Here is an 18,972-nt window from a genome sequence, read left to right on the forward strand (position 1 = left end):
CCGCTTGATCGGCGCCCGGTGAACACCCTCGGCTCCGCCACCAGCCCGTACCTGCGCCAGCACGCCGACAACCCGGTGCACTGGCAGCAGTGGTCGCCGGAGGCGCTGGCCGAGGCCGCGGCCCGGGATGTGCCGATCCTGCTGTCCATCGGCTACGCGGCCTGCCACTGGTGCCATGTGATGGCGCACGAGTCCTTCGAGGACTTGGAAGTAGCAGCCGTGGCGAACGAAAGCTTCGTGTGCATCAAGGTCGACCGGGAGGAACGTCCCGACCTCGACGCCATCTACATGAGTGCGACCGTCGCCATGACCGGCCAGGGCGGCTGGCCCATGACGTGCTTCCTGACGCCTGACGGGCGGCCGTTCTTCTGCGGCACCTACTACCCGAAAGCCGGCTTCCTGCAGCTGCTTTCGGCGGTCACCGACACCTGGCAGAACCGGCGGGCTGAGGTCGAACAGGCCTCGGACCAGATCGCCTCGGAACTGCGCAAGATGTCGTCCGGGCTGCCCGACGGTGGACCCGTGCCCTCGCCCGAACTGTGCGACCACGCCGTCGCCGCGGTGCTGCGCGACGAGGACCTGCCCCGGGGCGGCTTCGGCCGCGCGCCCAAGTTCCCGCCGTCGGCATTGCTCGAAGCCCTGCTGCGGCACCACGAACGCACCGGCTCCGCGCTCGATGCGGTGGAACGCACCTGCGCCGCGATGGCCCGCGGCGGTATCTACGACCAACTGGCAGGCGGCTTCGCCCGATACAGCGTGGACGCCTCCTGGGTGGTGCCGCACTTCGAAAAGATGTTGTACGACAACGCCCTCCTGCTGCGGGTGTACGCGCACTGGGCGCGGCTGACCGGAAACCCGTTGGCGCGCAAGGTGGCCGACGAGACGGCACGATTCATCATGAATGACCTCGGCGACGGCGGCATGTTTGTCTCGTCGCTAGATGCCGACACCGCCGGGCATGAGGGCCTGACCTATGTGTGGACGCCCGCGGAGCTGGTGTCGGTGCTGGGCGACGACGACGGCCGTTGGGCCGCTGCGCTTTTCGAGGTCACCACCGCCGGGACGTTCGAGCACGGCAGTTCGGTGCTGCAGCTGCTGGCCGACCCTGACGATGCCGCGCGCTTCGAGCAGGTCCGCGCGAAGTTGATGGCGGCCAGGGAGCTGCGTCCGCAGCCGGGTCGTGACGACAAGGTCGTCACCGCTTGGAACGGCTTCGCCATCACCGCTCTCGCGGAGGCCGCTGTCGCGCTCGGGGTGTCCGAATTCCTTGACGCGGCAACGGGTTGCGCCCGTCGGCTGCTGGATCTGCACCTGGTCGACGGCCGGCTGCGCCGGGCCAGCCTCGGTGGCGTCGTCGGCGACAGCGTCGGGATCCTGGAGGACTACGCGGCGCTGGCGACGGGTCTGCTCACGCTGCATCAGGTGACTGCGGACGGCAGTTGGCTGGCCGCCGCGCAGAACCTGCTCGACACCGCGCTGACGCACTTCACCGACCCCGACCGCGGCGGCCGGTGGTTCGACACCGCGGATGACGCCGAGGCCTTGCTGGTGCGCCCCGCCGACCCGGTCGACGGGGCGACGCCGTCGGGCGCCTCGTTGGTCGCCGAAGCGCTGCTGACGTTCGCGCACCTGGCTGCTGAGCCGCAGCGATACATCGACGCGGCCGCCGCCACCGTGGCGTCGGCGACCCCGATCCTGGCCCGCTCGCCGCGCGGCGGCGGTCACTGGCTGGCGGTCACCGAAGCGGCCGTCCGAGGCCCTATCCAGATCGCGGTGGCCTGCGCCGACCCGGATTCGGAATTGCTCAGTGCCGCACGCAGATTCGCGCCCGGCGGGGCGATCGTCGTCGGTGGCGCGGAAGGGTCGTCGGCGCTGCTCGACGGACGTGGCCTGGTGCGCGGTCAGGACGCCGCGTACGTCTGCCGCGGCCAGATGTGCGACCTCCCGGTCACGACGGCGGGGGATCTCGCCGCTGCCCTCGGCGCGGCCGTGTAGCGTGCGGCGCATGCCCAGCGCTGAGCAGATCACCGAAAACGTCAACCGTTACCTGGACCTCGTCGACGTCGCGGACGCCGATGGGATCGCGCAGCTGTACGCCGTCGATGCCGCCATCGAAGACCCGGTGGGTGGCGAGGTGCACGTCGGCCGTCAGACGATCCACGGGTTCTACTCGAACATCGCGGGCACGAAGAACTCCCACGAACTGCACACGCTGCGGGTCTGCGGCCACGAGGCCGCGTTCTACTGGACCCTGACCGTCAACAGCGCCATGCGTATCGACATCATCAGCACCATGAACTTCGACGCCGACGCCAAGATCACGTCGATGAAGGCCTACTGGGGCCCCGCGAACGTCACCCAGCTTTAAGCGATTTGTGCACGTTCCGTCTCGCTCAGCGTGACGGGACGTGCACAAATCATCACGAGAAGACCGCGAACCACATCGCGATGTAGTGGCAGATGGCCGCCACCGCGGTGCACGCGTGGAAGAACTCATGGTGCCCGAACGTCCGGGGCCACGGGTTGGGCCACTTGACCGCGTAGAGCACGCCGCCGATCGAATACAGCGCGCCGCCGACGAGCAGCAGCACCACCGCCGTCACCCCGGCGCCTTCCAGGATCGGGCCGATGAACCACGCCGCCACCCAGCCCAACAGGATGTACAAGGGCACGCCCAGCCAGCGCGGGGCCGTCGGCCACAGCATCTTCAGCGCCACCCCGGCGAGCGCGCCGCTCCACACGATCCAGAACAGCAGCCACCCGTTGGTGCGGACGGCGAGCAGCGCGAACGGCGTGTAGCTGCCGGCGATGAAGATGAAGATCATCGAGTGATCCATGCGCTTCATCCAGGTGCGCGTCTTCACCGACTTCCAGTTCACCCGGTGATAGGTGCCGCTGACGGTGAACATGGCGACGATCGTGAAGGTGTAGAGCAACGTCGCCAATCCGGCGCGGGTGCCCTGCAAGGCCCACGACACCGAAACCAGTGCGGCGCCGGCAAAGAACGCGACCACCGCCGAATACACGTGGATCCAGCCGCGGGCTCGGGGCTTGCCAAGGAACTCGACGACGCTTTCCACCACCACGTCCGGCAGCGAATCTGAATGACGGAGTACCGCCGCAGCACGGTACGGCTTGGTCATGTGCGTCGGCGCATCGGCCGCTTCGGTGGCAGCCGGATCTGTATTGCTCGGAGCGGTCAACGTTCCTCCACTAACAGCCATGGGATACCCAGAAGTCCACAGTAGTCTGGTTTCTCGTGGACATCATTCCTCCGCGCCTCAAGGAACCGGCGTACCGGCTCTATGAGCTGCGGCTCCGTCAAGAGCTGACGGCCTCGAAAGCGCAACTGCCACGCCATATTGCGGTGCTGTGCGACGGGAACCGGCGCTGGGCGCGTGAGGCAGGTCACGACGACGTCAGCTACGGCTACCGCATGGGCGCCGCGAAAATCGCCGAAGTGCTGCGCTGGTGCCAACAGGCCGGCATCGAGATGGCGACGATCTATCTGCTCTCGACCGAGAACCTGCAGCGTGACCCGCATGAGCTGGCGCCGCTGATCGAGATCATCACCGACGTCGTCGAAGAGATCTGCGCGCCCGACAAGCACTGGACCGTCCGCACCGTCGGCGACCTCGAACTGCTCGGTGAGGAACCGGCCAAGCGCCTGCGCGACGCGGTGGAGTCGACGACCGAGCGCACCGACGCCGGCTCGTTCCACGTCAACGTCGCCGTCGGCTACGGCGGTCGGCAGGAGATCGCCGACGCGGTACGCACCCTGCTGAGCAAGGAACTCGCCAACGGCGCGACGGCCGAAGAACTCATCGAGGCCGTGACCGTCGACGGCATCTCGGAGAACCTGTACACCTCGGGCCAGCCCGACCCCGACCTCGTCATCCGGACCTCGGGTGAGCAGCGGCTCAGCGGATTCCTGTTGTGGCAGAGCGCCTATTCGGAGATGTGGTTCACCGACGCGCACTGGCCGGCGTTCCGGCGAGTGGACTTCCTGCGTGCCCTGCGCGACTACACGCTGCGGAACCGCCGCTACGGAAAATAGCGTTCGTGCCAAACTGAAGACATGGCTGCGCTGTCGGCAGTGGTCTTCGCCCTGAGCTGGTGGCTCGGGCTGTATCTGCTGGCGCGCGATCCCCGCAAGCCCATCCTGGCGTGGTCCGCGGTCGGGTTGTGCAGCTTCGCCGTGGTGGTCGCCGTCGACGCCATCCGGCTGGGCAGCGGTGCGCCCACTGGTCTGCTCAGTCACGTCGAGGCGTACCTGGCTGTGCTGCCCGGCATCGCGTGGCTCACCGTGCTGCTCGAGTTGGCCCGGCCGGTCGATTCGACACGGAGCCGGCAGGGCTTCTTTGTGGTGGCGGCGGTGGCCGCCATCGCGTTGGTGGGGGCCGGGATATCCGGTGGCGTGCACCCGCCGCTGCGGCCCGGGCACTGGGTCATGGTCGGCGCCATAGCCTTGTCGGCGTTCGGTGCCCTGGTGCTCGCGGTGCGACGGCTGCGCCGTGGGGCGTCGTCGCGCAAGATCGTCCCGCCGGTGGTGGCGGCGACCATCTTCTTCGGGCTCGGCAATGCGATTTTGCTGATCCCGCTGGGGCTCCTGCCGAGTTGGGTGGTGCTGGCCTCGGCGGCCTTCGACGTGCTGCTGCTCGGTATCGCGGTGGCGTGGTGGGACGCGTTCGACGAGGGGCAGGCCCTGCGCGCGGGCATGCGCCGCTCACTGGTCGGCAGCATGGCGGTGTCGGTGCTGTTCGGCGGGCAGGTGCTGATCGGTCTGGCGGTCACCGGTGAGCATGTGGCGTTGATGGTTTTGTTGTTCACCAGCCTCGCGGTGGCGATCGCGATCAACGTGCTGGCCGACCCGCTGTCCGGACTGCTGGACCGGCTGGCGTTCGCCCGCGAACCGGATCTGCGGGCCGACCGCGCCGCACTGCGTCGCACCGAGGCGGCGCTGCCGCTGCGCGCGACCAACCCGCTGGACCACGTCGATGACGAGACCTTCGTCCGCCTCACCCGACGCGCCCTCGGCCACTACGCCGACCTCTCGAAGCTCGTCGCATCGCCGCTGACGACCCTGCCGGTGATCGACGACCGGCTGGCCCGGCGCGGCGCACCCGACCAGCCGCTGGAGCGCGCCAACGAACTCAAGGATTTGCTGGCCGATCGCATCGCGGCGCTCAAGCCGCGCGACGCCGGCGACTTCGGTACCACCGAGCAGTGGCGCCACTACAACTCGCTGTACTTCCCGTACGTCGTCGGCGTCCGGGCCTACGCGCAGAACGCCACCGCCTCCGGGCTGGACCCAGTGGCCCGCCAGGCCTGGCAGTGGTTCGTCACCGAGGTGCCGCAGCGGTCGCTGCACAACTGGCAGAACGCGGCCGCCCGGGTGATCGCCGCCGACTTGCGCGGTACCCCGGTATCAACCTCGAGTTAGGCCCTGCAGGGCGCTGACCTGCGGTTGGCAGTGCCTGGCAGTATTCGGCAGCATTTGGTGCAGACCGGGCAGCGCGGTCCGGGCAATGTCATGGGTGTCCCCACACCGGCACCGCAAGGAGCGACCGCCATGACCGCCATCAACCCAGGACTCCACACCCGCCCACTGTCCGACAGTTCCGATTCCCTGCTCCGTTTCGCCCTCCGGGTCGACGGCACGCTGTGCTCGCTGACCGGCCTGCTGATGGCTTTCACCGCTGATCCGCTGTCCCGGTTGTCGGGGCTGTCGGCGACGTCCGAATGGATCATCGGCGCCGTGTTGGTCGTTTGGGGGTTTGCTCTGTACGTCCTGGCCGCGGTGCCCCGGATTCGGCGCGTCGGGACCGGCGTGCTGATCGGCAACCTGGTCGGCACCGTCGCGGTGCTCGGTGTGCTGGCCTCGGGGGTGCTCCCGCTGACCGCGGCAGGCAACGTCCTGGTGCTGGCGATCATGGCCGTCGGCCTGGGCTGCGCCTGGCTGCAATACCTCGGAGTGCGTCGTCTGGCGTGACTCCCTCCCCGCCGGGCGGGGACGTCACTGAAAGAGGTTGCAGTCGACGTCCCCGCACCGGCCTTCCCCAAGCGATTTCGGCGTGATTCGTATCGATCAACGTGACGAATCACGCCGAAGTCACCACTCGATGAAAGGAAAATCCATGACCACCATCACTTCACCTGTCCGCGTCCGGTCCGACCGCCTGCTTCGCCTGGCCCTCCGGGCCGATGCGCTCATCAGCGGCGCCGCCGGCGTCATCATGGCGGCCGCGGCCGGCGCCGTGGCGGCGGAGTCGGGTATCCCGCAGTCGGCCGTCTACGTGTTGGCCGCGGTCCTCGTCGGCTACGGCGCCGTCGTCTACGGGTTGTCGACCATGGCGGCGGTGCGCCGTCCCGGCATCGCCGTCGCGATCGCCAACGTGGTCTTCACCATCGCCGCGATTCTGGCCATCGTCGACGACGTCTGGCCACTGACGACGACCGGCGTGGCCATGATGATCGTCAGCGCCGTCTACACGCTGGCGATGGCCGAGCTGCAGTACCAGGGCGTCCGCCGCGCCTGATCACCGGGGATTTGTGCACGTTCCGTCACGCTGACCGTGACGGAACGTGCACAAATCACTGTCTAGAGCTTGCGGAGACGCAGCCGGTTGATGGCGTGGTCGGCGTCTTTGCGCAGCACCAGGGTGGCGCGCGGCCGGGTCGGCAGGATGTTGTGGATCAGGTTGGGCAGGTTGATGGACTGCCAGATGTCGCGGGCGGCGAAGATCGCCTGCTCGTCGGTCAGTGTCGAGTAGTGGTGGAAGTGCGACTGCGGATTGGCGAATGCGCCGGCGCGCATCGCCAGGAACCGCGACACGTACCACTGCTCGATGTCTTCGATCCGGGCGTCGACGTACACCGAGAAGTCGAACAGGTCCGAGATCATCAGGGCCGGCCCGGTCTGCAGGACGTTGAGTCCCTCGATGATCAGGATGTCGGGATGCCGGACGACGACCTTCTCGCCGGGCACGATGTCGTAGATCAGGTGCGAGTACACCGGGGCGGACGCCTGATCGGCGCCCGACTTGACCGCGGTGACGAAGCGCATCAGCGCACGACGGTCGTAGCTTTCCGGAAAGCCCTTGCGGTGCATGATCTTTCGCCGCGTCAGCTCGGCGTTCGGGTACAGGAAGCCGTCGGTGGTCACCAGGTCGACGCGCGGGTGGTGGCCGAACCGGGCGAGCAGCGCCTGCAGCACACGGGCGGTGGTCGACTTGCCGACGGCGACGCTGCCGGCCACGCCGATGATGAACGGCACCGGCCGGTCCGGGCTCTGCTGGGGCTCGCCGAGGAACTCGGAGGTGGCCGCGAAGAGGCGCTGCCGGGCGGCGACCTGCAGGTGGATCAGACGGGCCAGCGGCAGATAGACCTCTTCGACTTCCAGCAGGTCGAGTTGCTCGCCCATACCGCGCAGGCCCAGCAGTTCATGAGCAGTGAGTTTCAGGGGAGTCGCCATACGCAGTGCGCGCCATTGGCGCCTGTCGAACTCGACGTAGGGACTCGGCTCGCTCGGCCGCGGCATGCGCCCAGTCTTGCAGTAATTGCCGCGCGGTGAACGCGGGGGTACCGGCTAACGTGGCGGATATGAGCACTGGGCATATCCCGATGCCGGTTACCGATACCGCCGCAGACGGCTTGATCCGCGAATACCTGCTGCTCGGTCTGCGGTTCGACCGCATCGAGGAGGGCTACGTCGACTCGTTCACCGGGGACCCCGCGCTGCGGGCCGCGGTCGCCGATGAGGCCGCGCCGGACCCCGCGGCGCTGGCCCGGCAGGCGCGCCGCTTGCACGGCGAGGTCGACGGCTCCGGCCTGAACCCGCAGCGGGCGGACTATCTCAAGGCCCATCTGCGGGCCCTGGACTGTGCGGGGCGCAAGTTCGCGGGGGAGGACGTCGGCTTCGTCGACGAGGTCCGCGACTACTTCGACGTCTCGATCGCAAAAGGCGACGAGGACCGGTACCGCGAGGCGCACCGCGCGCTGGACGAGGCGCTGGGCGGCAGCGGCCCGCTGGTCGAGCGCATGCAGGCCCACCGATCCGGCGAGGAGATTCCGCCCGAGCGGCTCGAGGAGTGCATCTACGCGTTCTCCTCGGCGCTGCGCGACCGTGTCCGGGCGGACTTCCCGCTGCCCGACACCGAGACGATCAACTACGAGATCGTCACCGACAAGCCGTGGTCGGGCTTCAACTACTACGAGGGCAATTTCCGGTCGACGGTCGCGGTCAACGCCGACCTCAAGCAGCAGATGTCGAACCTGCCGCGGCTGGTGGCGCACGAGTCGTACCCGGGTCACCACACCGAGCACTGCCGCAAGGAAGCCGGCCTCGTCGAGCTGGGCGGCCAGGCCGAGCAGACCATCTTCCTGGTCAACACCCCGCAGTGCCTGATGGCCGAGGGCCTTGCGGACCTGGCGCTGCACGCGGCGGTGCCCGACAACTGGGGCAGCTGGGCCGCCGAAATCTACGCCGACCTGGGCCTGCGTTTCGACGGCGAACGTGCCGAGGCGATCTCCGCGGCGAGCGCCGCGCTGGCCGACGTCCGTCAGGACGCCGCGCTGATGCTGCACGACGAACATCGCGACGCGGACGACGTCGTCACCTTCCTGCAGCGCTGGCTGCTGACCAGTCCGGAGCGGGCCCGGCAGTCCATGCGGTTCCTGTCGTCGCCGTTGTGGCGCGCCTACACGTCGACGTACGTCGAGGGTTACCGGCTGCTGCGGGGCTGGCTCGATGCCCGGCCTGACGACGTCACCCTCACCGCGCGGTTCGGCCGCCTGCTCGACGAGCCGCTGATCCCGTCGTCCTTGCGGAATTAGGCCCGGACGGTGTCGACCCTGCCGCGGGACAGCGCCGGCCAGGCCATGCCACTCAACATCCTGTTGGTGGCGTGGATGGCGATCGGGCGGGGACTTTTCGTGCCGCTGGGCTGGATAGCGCTGTTCACGATCTTCTTCTCGCCTCTTCTCCTGGCGTGTCTGCTGGCGACCACCAGGATGATTCGCCGGCTACCCGGGCGGGACCTCACAGTCGGGCAGACGCGCGCACAGGTCGCCTTATGGTCGGCGATGTTCGGCTTCGGGTTGTTCGCTCCCGATGGCGGTGACGGTCCTACCTATCCGTCGATCCTGATGAAACTGCTCGGTGAGCCGTCCTGGTCGGAAACAGTGAGCGGGCTGCTCTGGTGGGGCTGCATCATCGCTGGGCCGGTCGCGTGGTGCGTGCTGTTCTCCAAGCTCACCAAAGGTCTCGCCGCTGTGCAGCCGCCGTACCCGCCCACGGGCTAGCCATCCTGGGGCAGGAGCGCAGAGACCAGCGCACTATTCTGAACGCATGACCGCAGACGCTTCCGTGTCCAAGTCCGGCCTGGGTGCCGGCTACGCCGCCACCGCCAGCGAGGCCTACCAGGCGGCGCTGCGGGTCATCGAGCAGGTCGAGCCCCGCGTCGCCGCGGCGACCCGGAAAGAGCTTGAGGATCAACGCAGTTCGCTGAAGCTGATCGCCAGCGAGAACTACGCGTCGCCCGCCGTGCTGCTGACCATGGGCACCTGGTTCTCCGACAAGTACGCCGAGGGCACCGTCGGGCACCGGTTCTACGCTGCCTGCCAGAACGTCGACACCGTCGAGGCGCTGGCCGCCGAGCATGCCCGTGAACTGTTCGGCGCCCCGTACGCCTACGCGCAGCCGCACTCGGGTATCGACGCCAACCTGGTCGCGTTCTGGGCCATCCTGGCCACCCGCATCGAGGCCCCCGGCCTCGCCGAACTGGGCGCCAAGCACGTCAACGACCTGTCCGAGGAGGACTGGGAGAAGCTGCGCAGCAAGCTGGGCAACCAGCGCCTGCTGGGCATGTCGCTGGACACCGGCGGCCACCTCACCCACGGTTTCCGCCCCAACATCTCGGGCAAGATGTTCCACCAGCGCAGCTACGGCACCGATGCGCAGACCGGCCTCATCGACTACGACGCCGTCGCCGCTGCCGCCCGCGAGTTCAAGCCGCTGGTGCTGGTCGCCGGCTACTCGGCCTACCCGCGCCGCGTGAACTTCGCCAAGATGCGCGAGATCGCCGACGAGGTCGGCGCCACCCTGATGGTCGACATGGCGCACTTCGCCGGTCTGGTCGCGGGCAAGGTGTTCACCGGCGACGAGAACCCGGTGCCGCATGCCCACGTCACCACCACGACGACGCACAAGTCGCTGCGCGGTCCGCGCGGTGGCCTGGTGCTGGCGACCGAGGAATACGCCCCGGCCGTCGACAAGGGCTGCCCGATGGTGCTCGGCGGCCCGCTCTCGCACGTGATGGCCGCCAAGGCCGTCGCGCTGGCCGAGGCCCGCCAGCCCGAGTTCCAGACCTACGCCCAGAACGTCGCCGACAACGCCAAGTCGCTGGCTGACGGCTTCCTCAAGCGTGGCGCGACGCTGGTCACCGGCGGCACCGACAACCACCTGGTGCTGCTGGACGTGCAGTCCTTCGGGCTCACGGGCCGGCAGGCCGAGTCCGCGCTGCTGGACGCCGGTGTGGTCACCAACCGCAACTCGATCCCGAACGACCCGAACGGCGCCTGGTACTCCAGCGGCATCCGCTTCGGCACCCCGGCACTGACCACGCGTGGTTTCGGCGCCGACGAGTTCGACAAGGTCGCCGAGCTGGTGGTGGACGTGCTGTCGAACACCCAGCCGACCGCTGCGTCGAATGGGCCGTCCAAGGCCAAGTACACGCTGGCCGACGGCACCGCCGACCGCGTCCGCGCGGCCTCGGCCGAGATGCTGGACGCCAACCCGCTGTACCCGGGTCTGACGCTCTGACGCCCTGAGTTTGTGCCGAACGTGGGGCCTGTGACCGCAGAAATCGCGAGATTTCGGTCATAGGCCCCACGTTCGTTCGGCGAGGCTGATTTCAAAAACATGTGTACTCGGGTTACAGTTACTTTCATGGCTGCGAAACCCGTTGCGAACGCGCTGACCCTTGAGCTCGATCCCGTCGTGGGCCACGAGCTGTCCCGGCACCTCGGGACCGAGGAAGCCTGGTACGCCCACGACTACGTGCCGTTCGAGCAGGGCGAGAACTTCGCCTTCCTCGGTGGCACCGACTGGGATGCCTCGAGTGTCACGCTGCCCAAGCCGGTCACCGATGCGCTGGAAATCCTGCTCATCACCAAGGACAACCTCGCGGGCTACCACCGTGAGCTGGTCGAGCACTTCATCCTCGAAGACAAGTGGGGCCGCTGGCTGGGCCGCTGGACCGCCGAGGAGCACCTGCACGCCATCGCGCTGCGCAACTACCTCGTGGTGTGCCGCGAGATCGACCCGACGGCCAACGAGGACGTCCGCGTCGCGCACGCCATGAAGGGCTACCGGGCCGACAAGTTCAGCCAGATCGAGACGCTGGTCTTCATGGCGTTCTTCGAGCGTGCGCACGCCGTCTTCACCCGCAACCTGCAGGCCCAGATCGAGGAGCCCGTGCTCGCCGCCATGGCCGGCCGCATCGCGCGTGACGAAGAGCGGCACGAGGAGTTCTTCGCCAATCTGGTCACCCACCTGCTCGAGACGCACCGCGACGAGACCATCGCCGCCATCGCCGCCCGGGCCGCGGGCATCGAGGTCATCGGCGCGGATATCGACGCCTACCAGGACAAAGTCCAGGTGGTTGCCGACGCCGGCATCTTCGACGCCGCGGCGCTGCGTACGGTCATCTCCGACCGCATCAAGGCGTGGGGCCTGGGCGACGAACCGTCGCTCGCTCAGTTCATCTAGACGTCACAAAACAGTCACGGCGCGCCAGCCAGCGGGGTGCGGCAGCCGAGAGTAGCGTCGCCGGTGATGGCTAGCGAACTGCTCTGCTATCCGGGCGGTACCCGATTCGAGATTGGGACCGGCCCCGGTCCAGGTACCGCTGCGTCCACCGAAGTACTCGTGTGGGGCCGCACGGGCCGAGGAGCGCCACGTGTCTGATTCGCAGGTCCGTACCTATGTGCTCGATACCTCCGTGCTGTTGTCCGATCCTTGGGCTTGCACGCGTTTCGCCGAGCACGAAGTGGTTGTCCCCCTGGTGGTCATCAGCGAGCTGGAAGGTAAACGCCATCACCACGAACTGGGATGGTTCGCCCGGCAGGCGCTGCGCATGTTCGACGACCTGCGTTTGGAGCACGGACGGCTGGATCAACCGATTCCCGTTGGGACACAAGGTGGTTCGCTCCAAGTTGAGCTGAACCACGTCGACCAGTCGGTGCTGCCCTCGGGCTTCCGCACCGATACCAACGACCACCGCATCCTGGCCTGCGCCGCCAACCTCGCCGCCGAAGGCAAGCGAGTCACGTTGGTCAGCAAGGACATTCCGCTGCGCGTCAAGGCCGGTGCGGTGGGTCTGATCGCCGACGAATACCACGCGCAGGATGTCATCACCTCGGGCTGGACGGGCATGACCGAGATGGATGCCGCGCCGGACGATATCGACACGCTGTTCGCCGACGGCGAGGTCGACATTCTCGAGGCGCGGGATCTGCCGTGCCACACCGGGATTCGGTTGCTCGGCGGCACCTCGCACGCACTCGGCCGGGTCAATGCCGAGAAGCGGGTGCAGCTGGTCCGTGGTGATCGCGAAGTGTTCGGCCTCCGGGGAAGGTCAGCCGAACAACGCGTCGCCCTCGATCTGCTGCTCGACGAATCCGTCGGCATCGTCTCGCTCGGCGGCAAGGCCGGTACCGGCAAGTCGGCGCTGGCGCTGTGCGCCGGCCTGGAGGCGGTGCTCGAGCGTCGCACCCAGCGCAAGGTCGTGGTGTTCCGCCCGCTGTATGCCGTTGGCGGACAAGACCTTGGCTACCTGCCGGGCAGCGAGAGCGAGAAGATGGGCCCGTGGGCGCAGGCCGTCTTCGACACTCTGGAAGGACTGGCCAGCCCGGCCGTGCTCGAAGAGGTGCTGTCCCGCGGAATGCTGGAAGTGTTGCCGCTCACGCACATTCGCGGTCGCTCGCTGCACGACTCGTTCGTCATCGTCGATGAGGCGCAGTCGCTGGAGCGCAACGTGCTGCTGACGGTGCTGTCTCGCCTCGGCAGCGGTTCGCGGGTGGTGCTCACGCACGACGTCGCCCAGCGCGACAACCTGCGCGTCGGCCGGCATGACGGTGTCGCCGCGGTGATCGAGAAGCTCAAGGGCCACCCGCTGTTCGCGCACATCACCCTGATGCGCAGCGAACGGTCGCCGATCGCCGCGCTGGTCACCGAGATGCTCGAGGAGATCAGCCCCGGCACCCTGCCGTGACGTGATTGTCGAGGATGACTTTGCCGACGGTCTCTCCGGACTCCATCAACCGGTGAGCCTGCCCGGCGTCGTGTAGCGGTACGACGGTGTCGACCATCGGGCGGATGGCCTTTGTCTCGAACAAGGGCAGCACCTCCCGGATGACGCCGGCGACGATCGCGGCTTTCTGCTCGGCGGGGCGGGCCCGCAGCATCGTGGCGGTGACGCTGGCTCGCTTCGCCATCAGCAGGCCGAGGTCCAACATCGCGGGCTCCGTGGAACCGCCGATGACGACCAGGTGCCCGTCGGGTGCGAGGCACTCAAGGTTGCGGTCCAGGTAGCTCGAGCCCACCACGTCGAGGATGGAGTCAACCCCGCGACCACCGGTGGCGGACAGCGTGGCGGCGACGAAATCTTCGGTGCGGTAGTTGATCGCCGTGCGCGCGCCCAGGTCTCGCCCGGCGTGCACCTTGTCGTCGCTGCCGGCGGTCGTGATGACGTCAACACCGATGGCGGCGGCCCACTGAATGGCGAACGTGCCGATGCCGCCACCGGCGCCGTGGATGAGCACGCTGTGCCCGTGGGTGAGTCCGGCGACCATCGCGAGATTGGAGTACACCGTGCAGGCCACCTCCGGGATCGCGGCGGCTTCGATCATGCTCAGCCCTTGCGGGATCGGCATCAGCTGGGTCGCGCGCACCGCGACCTGGTCGGCGTAGCCGCCGCCGTCGAGCAGGGCGCACACCTGGTCACCCGGCGACCAACCGGTGACGCCCTCGCCAATCGCGACGATGGTTCCCGCGCATTCCAGCCCGAGCGGACGCGGCGCCCCGGGCGGCACCGGGTACCGTCCGCGCCGCTGAAGCAGGTCGGCGTTGTTGATCCCGGCGGCCTCGACACCGATCACCACCTCGCCCGGGCCGGGCAGAACGGGGTCCACGGGTTGCCAGTGCAAAACGCCGGGGTCGCCGGGATGGTCAAACAGCACTGCTGAGGGCATGCGAAGTCTCCTTTGCCTGGTTGGGTGACTATGCGGCGGTTGCGGCGCGGTCGGCCGCCCAGCGGGCGATGCTCTGGGCGTACCGCGGGGTCTCGACACGGCAGTGGCGTCCGGAGGCGTCCTGACGGGCGGCGGCTGCCTCGGCGAAGGTCTGCCCGTGCTGGGCGATGAATTCCAAGAAATGCTCGGTGGGGTGCGAGGTGACCGTGTTGGTGTAGCGGCAGCGGTCACCGTCGAGCTGCTCCATCCGCAGTTCCCAGATGACCTGCGTGCTGGTCCATCCGAGCGGGGTAAACACATCCGATAGCGAAACCATCCGGCAGTAGTGCGGCTCGGCGACCTCGAACCGGTACTGCTGCACCACCAATCCGGTGCCGATCATCTCCACGTTGATGGACATCGGGGTTCCGTCGTCGTCGACGGTGTAGCCGGCCGCCTTGTGGTCGCCCGGGGCGCACCGCTGATATTCGTGTGTCGGGAGGGTTTTCAACCACCGCGCGATGTCGACGTGATCAAACGGCGCCCGCACTTCTGCGGTTATCACCGCCTGCGACAGGATCAGATCCTCGCGAACCGTCGAACTCATGAAATGCTCCCTTCATTCCGATGTTGTGTGTGGTCAACCCTGCTCGACGAGAAACTCCGGCACCATGGCGCTAGCCGCACATTCGGCGGTAGTGCTAGCCCCCACTACGCCGGGGTCAGGGACCAGTCAGCCGCGGCCGGTAGCATTTCTCCCGTGCCACGCCGACCCGAGAGCCCGTTTTGGTCCTATTGGCGAACCGTCCTCGGCGTCTGCGCCGGCGTGACGATCGTCGTGGTCGGGTGCCAGACCGGTAATGTCGCCAAGGCCGACGAAGTCGACTGCAGCAAGTACAAGTGCATCGCGCTGACCTTCGACGACGGTCCCAGCCCGTACACCGACCGGCTGCTGAAAATCCTGCAGGACAACGACGCCAAGGCGACGTTCTTCGAGATCGGCAACAAGGTCGCCGCCAACCCGGCCGGCGCCAAGCGCGTCGTCGACGCCGGGATGGAGCTGGGCAGCCACACCTGGGAACACCCCAACATGACGACGATCCCGCCGGAGTTCATCGCGGGCCAGTTCAGCAAGGCCAGTGACGCCATCGAGAAGGCCACCGGGCAGCGGCCGAAGCTGGTCCGCACCGCCGGCGGTCTGATCAACGACCAGGTGCTCGCCGAGGCCAAGAAGCAGGGCCTGGCCGACATCAACTGGGACGTCATCCCGTTCGACTGGGCCAATGACTCCAACACCGCGGCCACCCGCTACATGCTGATGACGCAGATCAAGCCGAATTCGGTGGTGCTGTTCCACGACACTTACTCGTCGACGGTCGACCTGGTGCAGCAGTTCATCCCGGTGCTCAAGGCCAACGGCTACCACCTGGTGACGGTCAGCCACATGGTCGGCCATCGCGAGCCGGGCACCAGCTACGGCAGCCGCGACAACGGCCCGCCAGTCAACGGGCTCACCGACATCCCGCCGGCAGAGATTCCGACGCTGCCCAACACCCCGTCGCCGCCGCCGATGCCGAACATCCCGATCACGGACATCCCGGGCGCCAACTCCGGCGGCTCGAACAACGGTCAGTAATTCCGCGAGCAGACGAATAACTGTCGTTTTCGCCTGGAAATGGACAGTTTTGTGTCTGCTCGCGAGGGAACGCTAGGCAGTGGGGAAGCGGTCGGCGATCGCATCGACCATGGCCATGACGTCGGCCATCCTCGAACGCAGCACCTCGAGGTGCTTGTCGGCGCCCTGTTTCGCCGCCCGGCGCTCCGTCGCCGCCAGCTGCAGGTTCAGCTCGCCCAGCTCTTCTTCGAGCAGTTCGATGAACAGCCTGGCCTGCAGCACGTCGGCGTTCCGTTGCCCCGGTGAGGTCGTCACCAGTTTGAGGACATCAGCCTGGGATTTGGGCATCGGCTCCACGGCGTGTGTGTGCGGCATGTGGTAACGCCCGTGCGTCATGCACGGGACGGCGTCCAGCCGGGTACCTCGATACGAATCAGTGAGGTCGGCCGCCATTGCAACACGATCGCAAATACGCGGGCGAATCCCGTTTCCCAGCCGTATCTGCGCCGTAAGGACCTATTCACATCGTCGGCACCGAGGTTGTGAGAAGGAACCCGCCCGAGCGCACAAAAATGCCCCCTCCCGAGGAAGGGGGCATTTTCGACGCGAGAACTACTCGCCGTCCTTGACCTTCGCCATGGCCAGCACGTCGAGGCGCTTGTCCAGCTCGGCCTCGGAGAGGTTGTCGCCGATCAGGCCGCGGTCGATGACCGTCTGCCGGATGGTCTTCTTCTCCTTGAGGGCTTCCTTGGCCACCTTGGCGGCTTCCTCGTAGCCGATGGCCGAGTTCAGCGGCGTCACGATCGACGGCGACGACTCCGCCAGCGTGCGCAGGTGGTCCTCGTTGGCGACGAGGCCGTCGATGCACTTGGACGCGAACAGCCGGGACACGTTGGACAGCAGCGTGAAGGATTCCAGCACGTTGCGGGCCATCATCGGGATGTACACGTTCAGCTCGAAGGCACCGGACAGGCCGCCGACGGTGACCGCCGCGTCGTTGCCGATGACCTGTGCGGCCACCTGGGTAACCGCTTCGGGCAGAACGGGATTCACCTTGCCCGGCATGATCGAGCTGCCCGGCTGCAGGTCGGGCAGCTGGATTTCGCCGAGGCCGGTCAGCGGGCCCGAGCCCATCCAGCGGACGTCGTTGGCGATCTTGGTCAGCGACACCGCGATGGTCTTCAGTGCGCCGGAGGCCTCGACGAGTCCGTCACGGGCGGCCTGCGCCTCGAAAGAGTCTGCGGCGGTGCGCAGTTCGGCGATGCCGGTCTGGTTCACCAGCACCTCGACGACCTTGGCGCCGAAGCCGTCGGGGGCGTTCAGGCCGGTGCCGACGGCGGTGCCGCCGATGGCCAGCTCACCCAGGCGGGGCAGCGTCCCCTTGACGCGCTCGATGCCGGCCTCGACCTGGCGGGCGTAGCCGCCGAACTCCTGGCCCAGGGTGACGGGCACGGCGTCCATGAGATGGGTGCGGCCGGACTTGACGACGGTGCGCCACGCGCGGGCCTTGTTGGCCAGCGACTCGTGCAGCACCTCGAGCGCCGGGATCAGGTGGCGCACAGCGGCTTCCGTCGCCGCGATGTGCGTGGCGGTGGGGAAGGTGTCGTTGGAGCTCTGCGACATGTTGACGTGGTCGTTGGGGTGGACCTCGACGCCGTTGCGGCCCGCGATCGAGGCGATGACCTCGTTGGCGTTCATGTTCGAGCTGGTGCCCGAACCGGTCTGGAAGACGTCGATGGGGAACTGGTCGTCGTGCAGACCGTCGGCGATCTCACCGGCGGCGGCGATGATTGCGTCGGCCTTGTCGGCGGCCAGCAGGCCCAGGTCCTTGTTGACCTGCGCGCAGGCGCCCTTCAGCAGGCCGAGCGCGCGGATCTGAGTGCGCTCCAGGCCGCGGAACGAGATCGGGAAGTTCTCCACCGCTCGTTGCGTCTGCGCGCGCCACAGGGCGTTGATCGGCACCCGGACCTCGCCCATGGTGTCGTGCTCGATGCGGTATTCGACATCGTTGTCGGACATGTGCTCCCTTTTGTTGAGGTGAACGGAATTACGGCAGGGGGTGTGCAGCGGACAGGTCGCCGGTGAAGTCCACTGCGGAGTACTCGTTGAGCTTGGAGAGCCGGTGGTAGGCCTCGATCATCCGGACGGTGCCGGACTTCGAGCGCATCACGATCGACTGGGTGGTGCAACCGCCGGCGAAGTAACGCACGCCGTTGAGCAGGTCGCCGTCGGTGACGCCGGTGGCGCAGAAGAAGACGTTGTCGCCGGCGACCAGGTCTTCGGTGGTCAGCACGCGGTCCAGGTCATAGCCGCGGTCCAGGGCGCGCTGGCGCTCGTCGTCGTCGGTCGGGGCGAGGACGGCCTGGATCGCGCCGCCCATGCAGCGGATGGCGGCCGCGGCGATGATGCCCTCGGGGGTGCCGCCGATGCCGGCCAGGATGTCGGTGCCGGACTCGGGGCGGCAGGCGGAGATGGCGCCGGCGACGTCGCCGTCGGAGATCAGCCGGATGCGGGCGCCGGCCTCACGGACCTCGCTGATCAGCTGGGCGTGCCGGGGCCGGTCCAGGATGCACACTGTGACATCGGCCACGGATTCGTTGAGCTTCTTGGCGACCCGGCGGATGTTCTCGCCGATGGGCACAGTGATGTCGATGACGTCGGCCGCGTCGGGTCCGACGGCGATCTTGTTCATGTAGAAGACGGCCGACGGGTCGAACATGGTGCCGCGCTCGGAGACTGCCAGCACCGAGATGGCGTTGGGCATGCCCTTGCTCATCAGCGTGGTGCCGTCGACCGGGTCGACGGCGAAGTCGCAGTCGGGGCCGTCGCCGTTGCCGACCTCTTCGCCGTTGTAGAGCATCGGGGCGTGGTCCTTCTCGCCCTCGCCGATGACCACGACACCGCGCATCGATACCGAATTGACCAGCTCACGCATGGCGTCGACGGCCGCGCCGTCACCGCCTTCCTTGTCACCGCGGCCAACCCAGCGGCCGGCGGCCATGGCCCCGGCTTCAGTGACCCGGACGAGTTCGAGTGCGAGGTTGCGGTCTGGGGCTTCCCGGCGCGAAGGCGTCATGCGCAGATTGTCCCATTAGCCAGTGCGCGTCGGGGAGCTGGGATACTGA

19 protein-coding genes are annotated in these 18,972 nt (G+C 67.7%); 12 read left to right on the top strand and 7 right to left on the bottom strand.

The features are described from left to right. The first annotated feature begins 18 nt into the window (after window positions 1–18). A complete protein-coding gene (locus tag AC1U2B_RS09755) occupies window positions 19–1,995 on the top strand; it encodes a thioredoxin domain-containing protein (protein ID WP_480216658.1) in 1,977 nt (658 codons plus the stop codon). A 10-nt stretch (window positions 1,996–2,005) separates the two neighbouring features. After that, window positions 2,006–2,368, top strand: a complete 363-nt coding sequence (locus AC1U2B_RS09760) for a nuclear transport factor 2 family protein (RefSeq protein WP_043396049.1) — start codon at window positions 2,006–2,008, stop codon at window positions 2,366–2,368. 52 nt (window positions 2,369–2,420) lie between these two features. Here AC1U2B_RS09760 and trhA read toward each other — a convergent pair whose 3' ends face one another. Next, the gene (gene trhA / locus AC1U2B_RS09765) at window positions 2,421–3,143 is read right to left on the bottom strand and encodes a PAQR family membrane homeostasis protein TrhA (RefSeq protein WP_260943367.1); all 723 of its coding nucleotides are present in this window, start codon (window positions 3,141–3,143) and stop codon (window positions 2,421–2,423) included. A 116-nt stretch (window positions 3,144–3,259) separates the two neighbouring features. Here trhA and AC1U2B_RS09770 point away from each other — a divergent pair, with 116 nt between their 5' ends. The 4 genes from AC1U2B_RS09770 to AC1U2B_RS09785 all read left to right on the top strand — a co-directional run bounded on the left by AC1U2B_RS09770 (window position 3,260) and on the right by AC1U2B_RS09785 (window position 6,539). Further along, window positions 3,260–4,057 carry a (2Z,6E)-farnesyl diphosphate synthase gene (locus AC1U2B_RS09770; RefSeq protein WP_071289767.1) on the top strand — a complete coding sequence of 266 codons (798 nt, stop codon included), beginning with the start codon at window positions 3,260–3,262 and terminating at the stop codon, window positions 4,055–4,057. Between the two features lie 21 nt (window positions 4,058–4,078). Continuing rightward, entirely contained in the window at window positions 4,079–5,443 is a 1,365-nt protein-coding gene (locus tag AC1U2B_RS09775) for a hypothetical protein (protein WP_480216659.1), read from the top strand. A gap of 129 nt (window positions 5,444–5,572) precedes the next feature. Then, the gene (locus AC1U2B_RS09780; protein WP_071289769.1) at window positions 5,573–5,992 is read left to right on the top strand and encodes a hypothetical protein; all 420 of its coding nucleotides are present in this window, start codon (window positions 5,573–5,575) and stop codon (window positions 5,990–5,992) included. A 145-nt stretch (window positions 5,993–6,137) separates the two neighbouring features. Further along, window positions 6,138–6,539: a hypothetical protein gene (locus tag AC1U2B_RS09785; protein ID WP_260972655.1), complete on the top strand. Its 402-nt coding sequence runs from the start codon at window positions 6,138–6,140 to the stop codon at window positions 6,537–6,539. A 62-nt stretch (window positions 6,540–6,601) separates the two neighbouring features. Here the strand turns inward: AC1U2B_RS09785 and coaA are convergent, their stop codons facing one another. Beyond that, window positions 6,602–7,540 carry a type I pantothenate kinase gene (gene coaA, locus AC1U2B_RS09790; RefSeq protein ID WP_043395777.1) on the bottom strand — a complete coding sequence of 313 codons (939 nt, stop codon included), beginning with the start codon at window positions 7,538–7,540 and terminating at the stop codon, window positions 6,602–6,604. Between the two features lie 62 nt (window positions 7,541–7,602). Between coaA and AC1U2B_RS09795 the strand changes: the two genes are divergently transcribed. The 5 genes from AC1U2B_RS09795 (at window position 7,603) to AC1U2B_RS09815 (ending at window position 13,274) form a co-directional block, all read left to right on the top strand. Further along, window positions 7,603–8,835 carry a DUF885 domain-containing protein gene (locus AC1U2B_RS09795; protein WP_480216660.1) on the top strand — a complete coding sequence of 411 codons (1,233 nt, stop codon included), beginning with the start codon at window positions 7,603–7,605 and terminating at the stop codon, window positions 8,833–8,835. A gap of 9 nt (window positions 8,836–8,844) precedes the next feature. Further along, window positions 8,845–9,303 (top strand): hypothetical protein, encoded by a 459-nt coding sequence (locus AC1U2B_RS09800; protein ID WP_480216661.1) that lies wholly within the window; start codon window positions 8,845–8,847, stop codon window positions 9,301–9,303. A gap of 46 nt (window positions 9,304–9,349) precedes the next feature. Then, window positions 9,350–10,822, top strand: a complete 1,473-nt coding sequence (locus AC1U2B_RS09805) for a glycine hydroxymethyltransferase (RefSeq protein ID WP_260943248.1) — start codon at window positions 9,350–9,352, stop codon at window positions 10,820–10,822. A 126-nt stretch (window positions 10,823–10,948) separates the two neighbouring features. Beyond that, window positions 10,949–11,770, top strand: coding sequence for an acyl-ACP desaturase (locus AC1U2B_RS09810; RefSeq protein ID WP_043984703.1), 822 nt, complete (start codon window positions 10,949–10,951; stop codon window positions 11,768–11,770). Between the two features lie 190 nt (window positions 11,771–11,960). Continuing rightward, window positions 11,961–13,274, top strand: a complete 1,314-nt coding sequence (locus tag AC1U2B_RS09815; protein WP_043395757.1) for an RNA 5'-3' helicase PhoH2 — start codon at window positions 11,961–11,963, stop codon at window positions 13,272–13,274. Here AC1U2B_RS09815 and AC1U2B_RS09820 read toward each other — a convergent pair. Next, window positions 13,252–14,253, bottom strand: a complete 1,002-nt coding sequence (locus AC1U2B_RS09820; RefSeq protein ID WP_480216662.1) for an NAD(P)H-quinone oxidoreductase — start codon at window positions 14,251–14,253, stop codon at window positions 13,252–13,254. The genes AC1U2B_RS09815 and AC1U2B_RS09820 overlap by 23 nt on opposite strands. A 28-nt stretch (window positions 14,254–14,281) precedes the next feature. Beyond that, complete coding sequence (locus AC1U2B_RS09825) at window positions 14,282–14,839, bottom strand: hypothetical protein (RefSeq protein WP_480216663.1); 558 nt, start codon at window positions 14,837–14,839, stop codon at window positions 14,282–14,284. A 153-nt stretch (window positions 14,840–14,992) separates the two neighbouring features. Between AC1U2B_RS09825 and AC1U2B_RS09830 the strand changes: the two genes are divergently transcribed. Then, window positions 14,993–15,868, top strand: coding sequence for a polysaccharide deacetylase family protein (locus AC1U2B_RS09830; protein WP_480216664.1), 876 nt, complete (start codon window positions 14,993–14,995; stop codon window positions 15,866–15,868). Window positions 15,869–15,940: 72 nt separating this feature from the next. Here AC1U2B_RS09830 and AC1U2B_RS09835 read toward each other — a convergent pair whose 3' ends face one another. From AC1U2B_RS09835 to glpX, 3 genes are all read right to left on the bottom strand, one after another. Further along, a complete protein-coding gene (locus tag AC1U2B_RS09835) occupies window positions 15,941–16,300 on the bottom strand; it encodes a hypothetical protein (protein WP_480216665.1) in 360 nt (119 codons plus the stop codon). 159 nt (window positions 16,301–16,459) lie between these two features. After that, a complete protein-coding gene (locus tag AC1U2B_RS09840) occupies window positions 16,460–17,866 on the bottom strand; it encodes a class II fumarate hydratase (RefSeq protein WP_480216666.1) in 1,407 nt (468 codons plus the stop codon). A 28-nt stretch (window positions 17,867–17,894) separates the two neighbouring features. Continuing rightward, window positions 17,895–18,923, bottom strand: a complete 1,029-nt coding sequence (gene glpX / locus AC1U2B_RS09845; RefSeq protein ID WP_043395742.1) for a class II fructose-bisphosphatase — start codon at window positions 18,921–18,923, stop codon at window positions 17,895–17,897. Between the last annotated feature and the right edge of the window lie 49 nt (window positions 18,924–18,972).

It is taken from the genome of Mycolicibacterium sp. P4_G11 (assembly GCF_056555145.1).

Excerpts from the sequence above, each read along its gene's own strand:
- AC1U2B_RS09760 (WP_043396049.1), top strand. The coding sequence starts at position 2,006 with ATGCCCAGCGCTGAGCAGATCACCGAAAACGTCAACCGTTACCTGGAC.
- trhA (WP_260943367.1), bottom strand. The coding sequence starts at position 3,143 with ATGACCAAGCCGTACCGTGCTGCGGCGGTACTCCGTCATTCAGATTCG.
- AC1U2B_RS09775 (WP_480216659.1), top strand. The coding sequence starts at position 4,079 with ATGGCTGCGCTGTCGGCAGTGGTCTTCGCCCTGAGCTGGTGGCTCGGG.
- AC1U2B_RS09780 (WP_071289769.1), top strand. The coding sequence starts at position 5,573 with ATGACCGCCATCAACCCAGGACTCCACACCCGCCCACTGTCCGACAGT.
- AC1U2B_RS09785 (WP_260972655.1), top strand. The coding sequence starts at position 6,138 with ATGACCACCATCACTTCACCTGTCCGCGTCCGGTCCGACCGCCTGCTT.
- coaA (WP_043395777.1), bottom strand. The coding sequence starts at position 7,540 with ATGCCGCGGCCGAGCGAGCCGAGTCCCTACGTCGAGTTCGACAGGCGC.
- AC1U2B_RS09795 (WP_480216660.1), top strand. The coding sequence starts at position 7,603 with ATGAGCACTGGGCATATCCCGATGCCGGTTACCGATACCGCCGCAGAC.
- AC1U2B_RS09805 (WP_260943248.1), top strand. The coding sequence starts at position 9,350 with ATGACCGCAGACGCTTCCGTGTCCAAGTCCGGCCTGGGTGCCGGCTAC.
- AC1U2B_RS09810 (WP_043984703.1), top strand. The coding sequence starts at position 10,949 with ATGGCTGCGAAACCCGTTGCGAACGCGCTGACCCTTGAGCTCGATCCC.
- AC1U2B_RS09820 (WP_480216662.1), bottom strand. The coding sequence starts at position 14,253 with ATGCCCTCAGCAGTGCTGTTTGACCATCCCGGCGACCCCGGCGTTTTG.
- AC1U2B_RS09825 (WP_480216663.1), bottom strand. The coding sequence starts at position 14,839 with ATGAGTTCGACGGTTCGCGAGGATCTGATCCTGTCGCAGGCGGTGATA.
- AC1U2B_RS09835 (WP_480216665.1), bottom strand. The coding sequence starts at position 16,300 with ATGGCGGCCGACCTCACTGATTCGTATCGAGGTACCCGGCTGGACGCC.
- AC1U2B_RS09840 (WP_480216666.1), bottom strand. The coding sequence starts at position 17,866 with ATGTCCGACAACGATGTCGAATACCGCATCGAGCACGACACCATGGGC.
- glpX (WP_043395742.1), bottom strand. The coding sequence starts at position 18,923 with ATGACGCCTTCGCGCCGGGAAGCCCCAGACCGCAACCTCGCACTCGAA.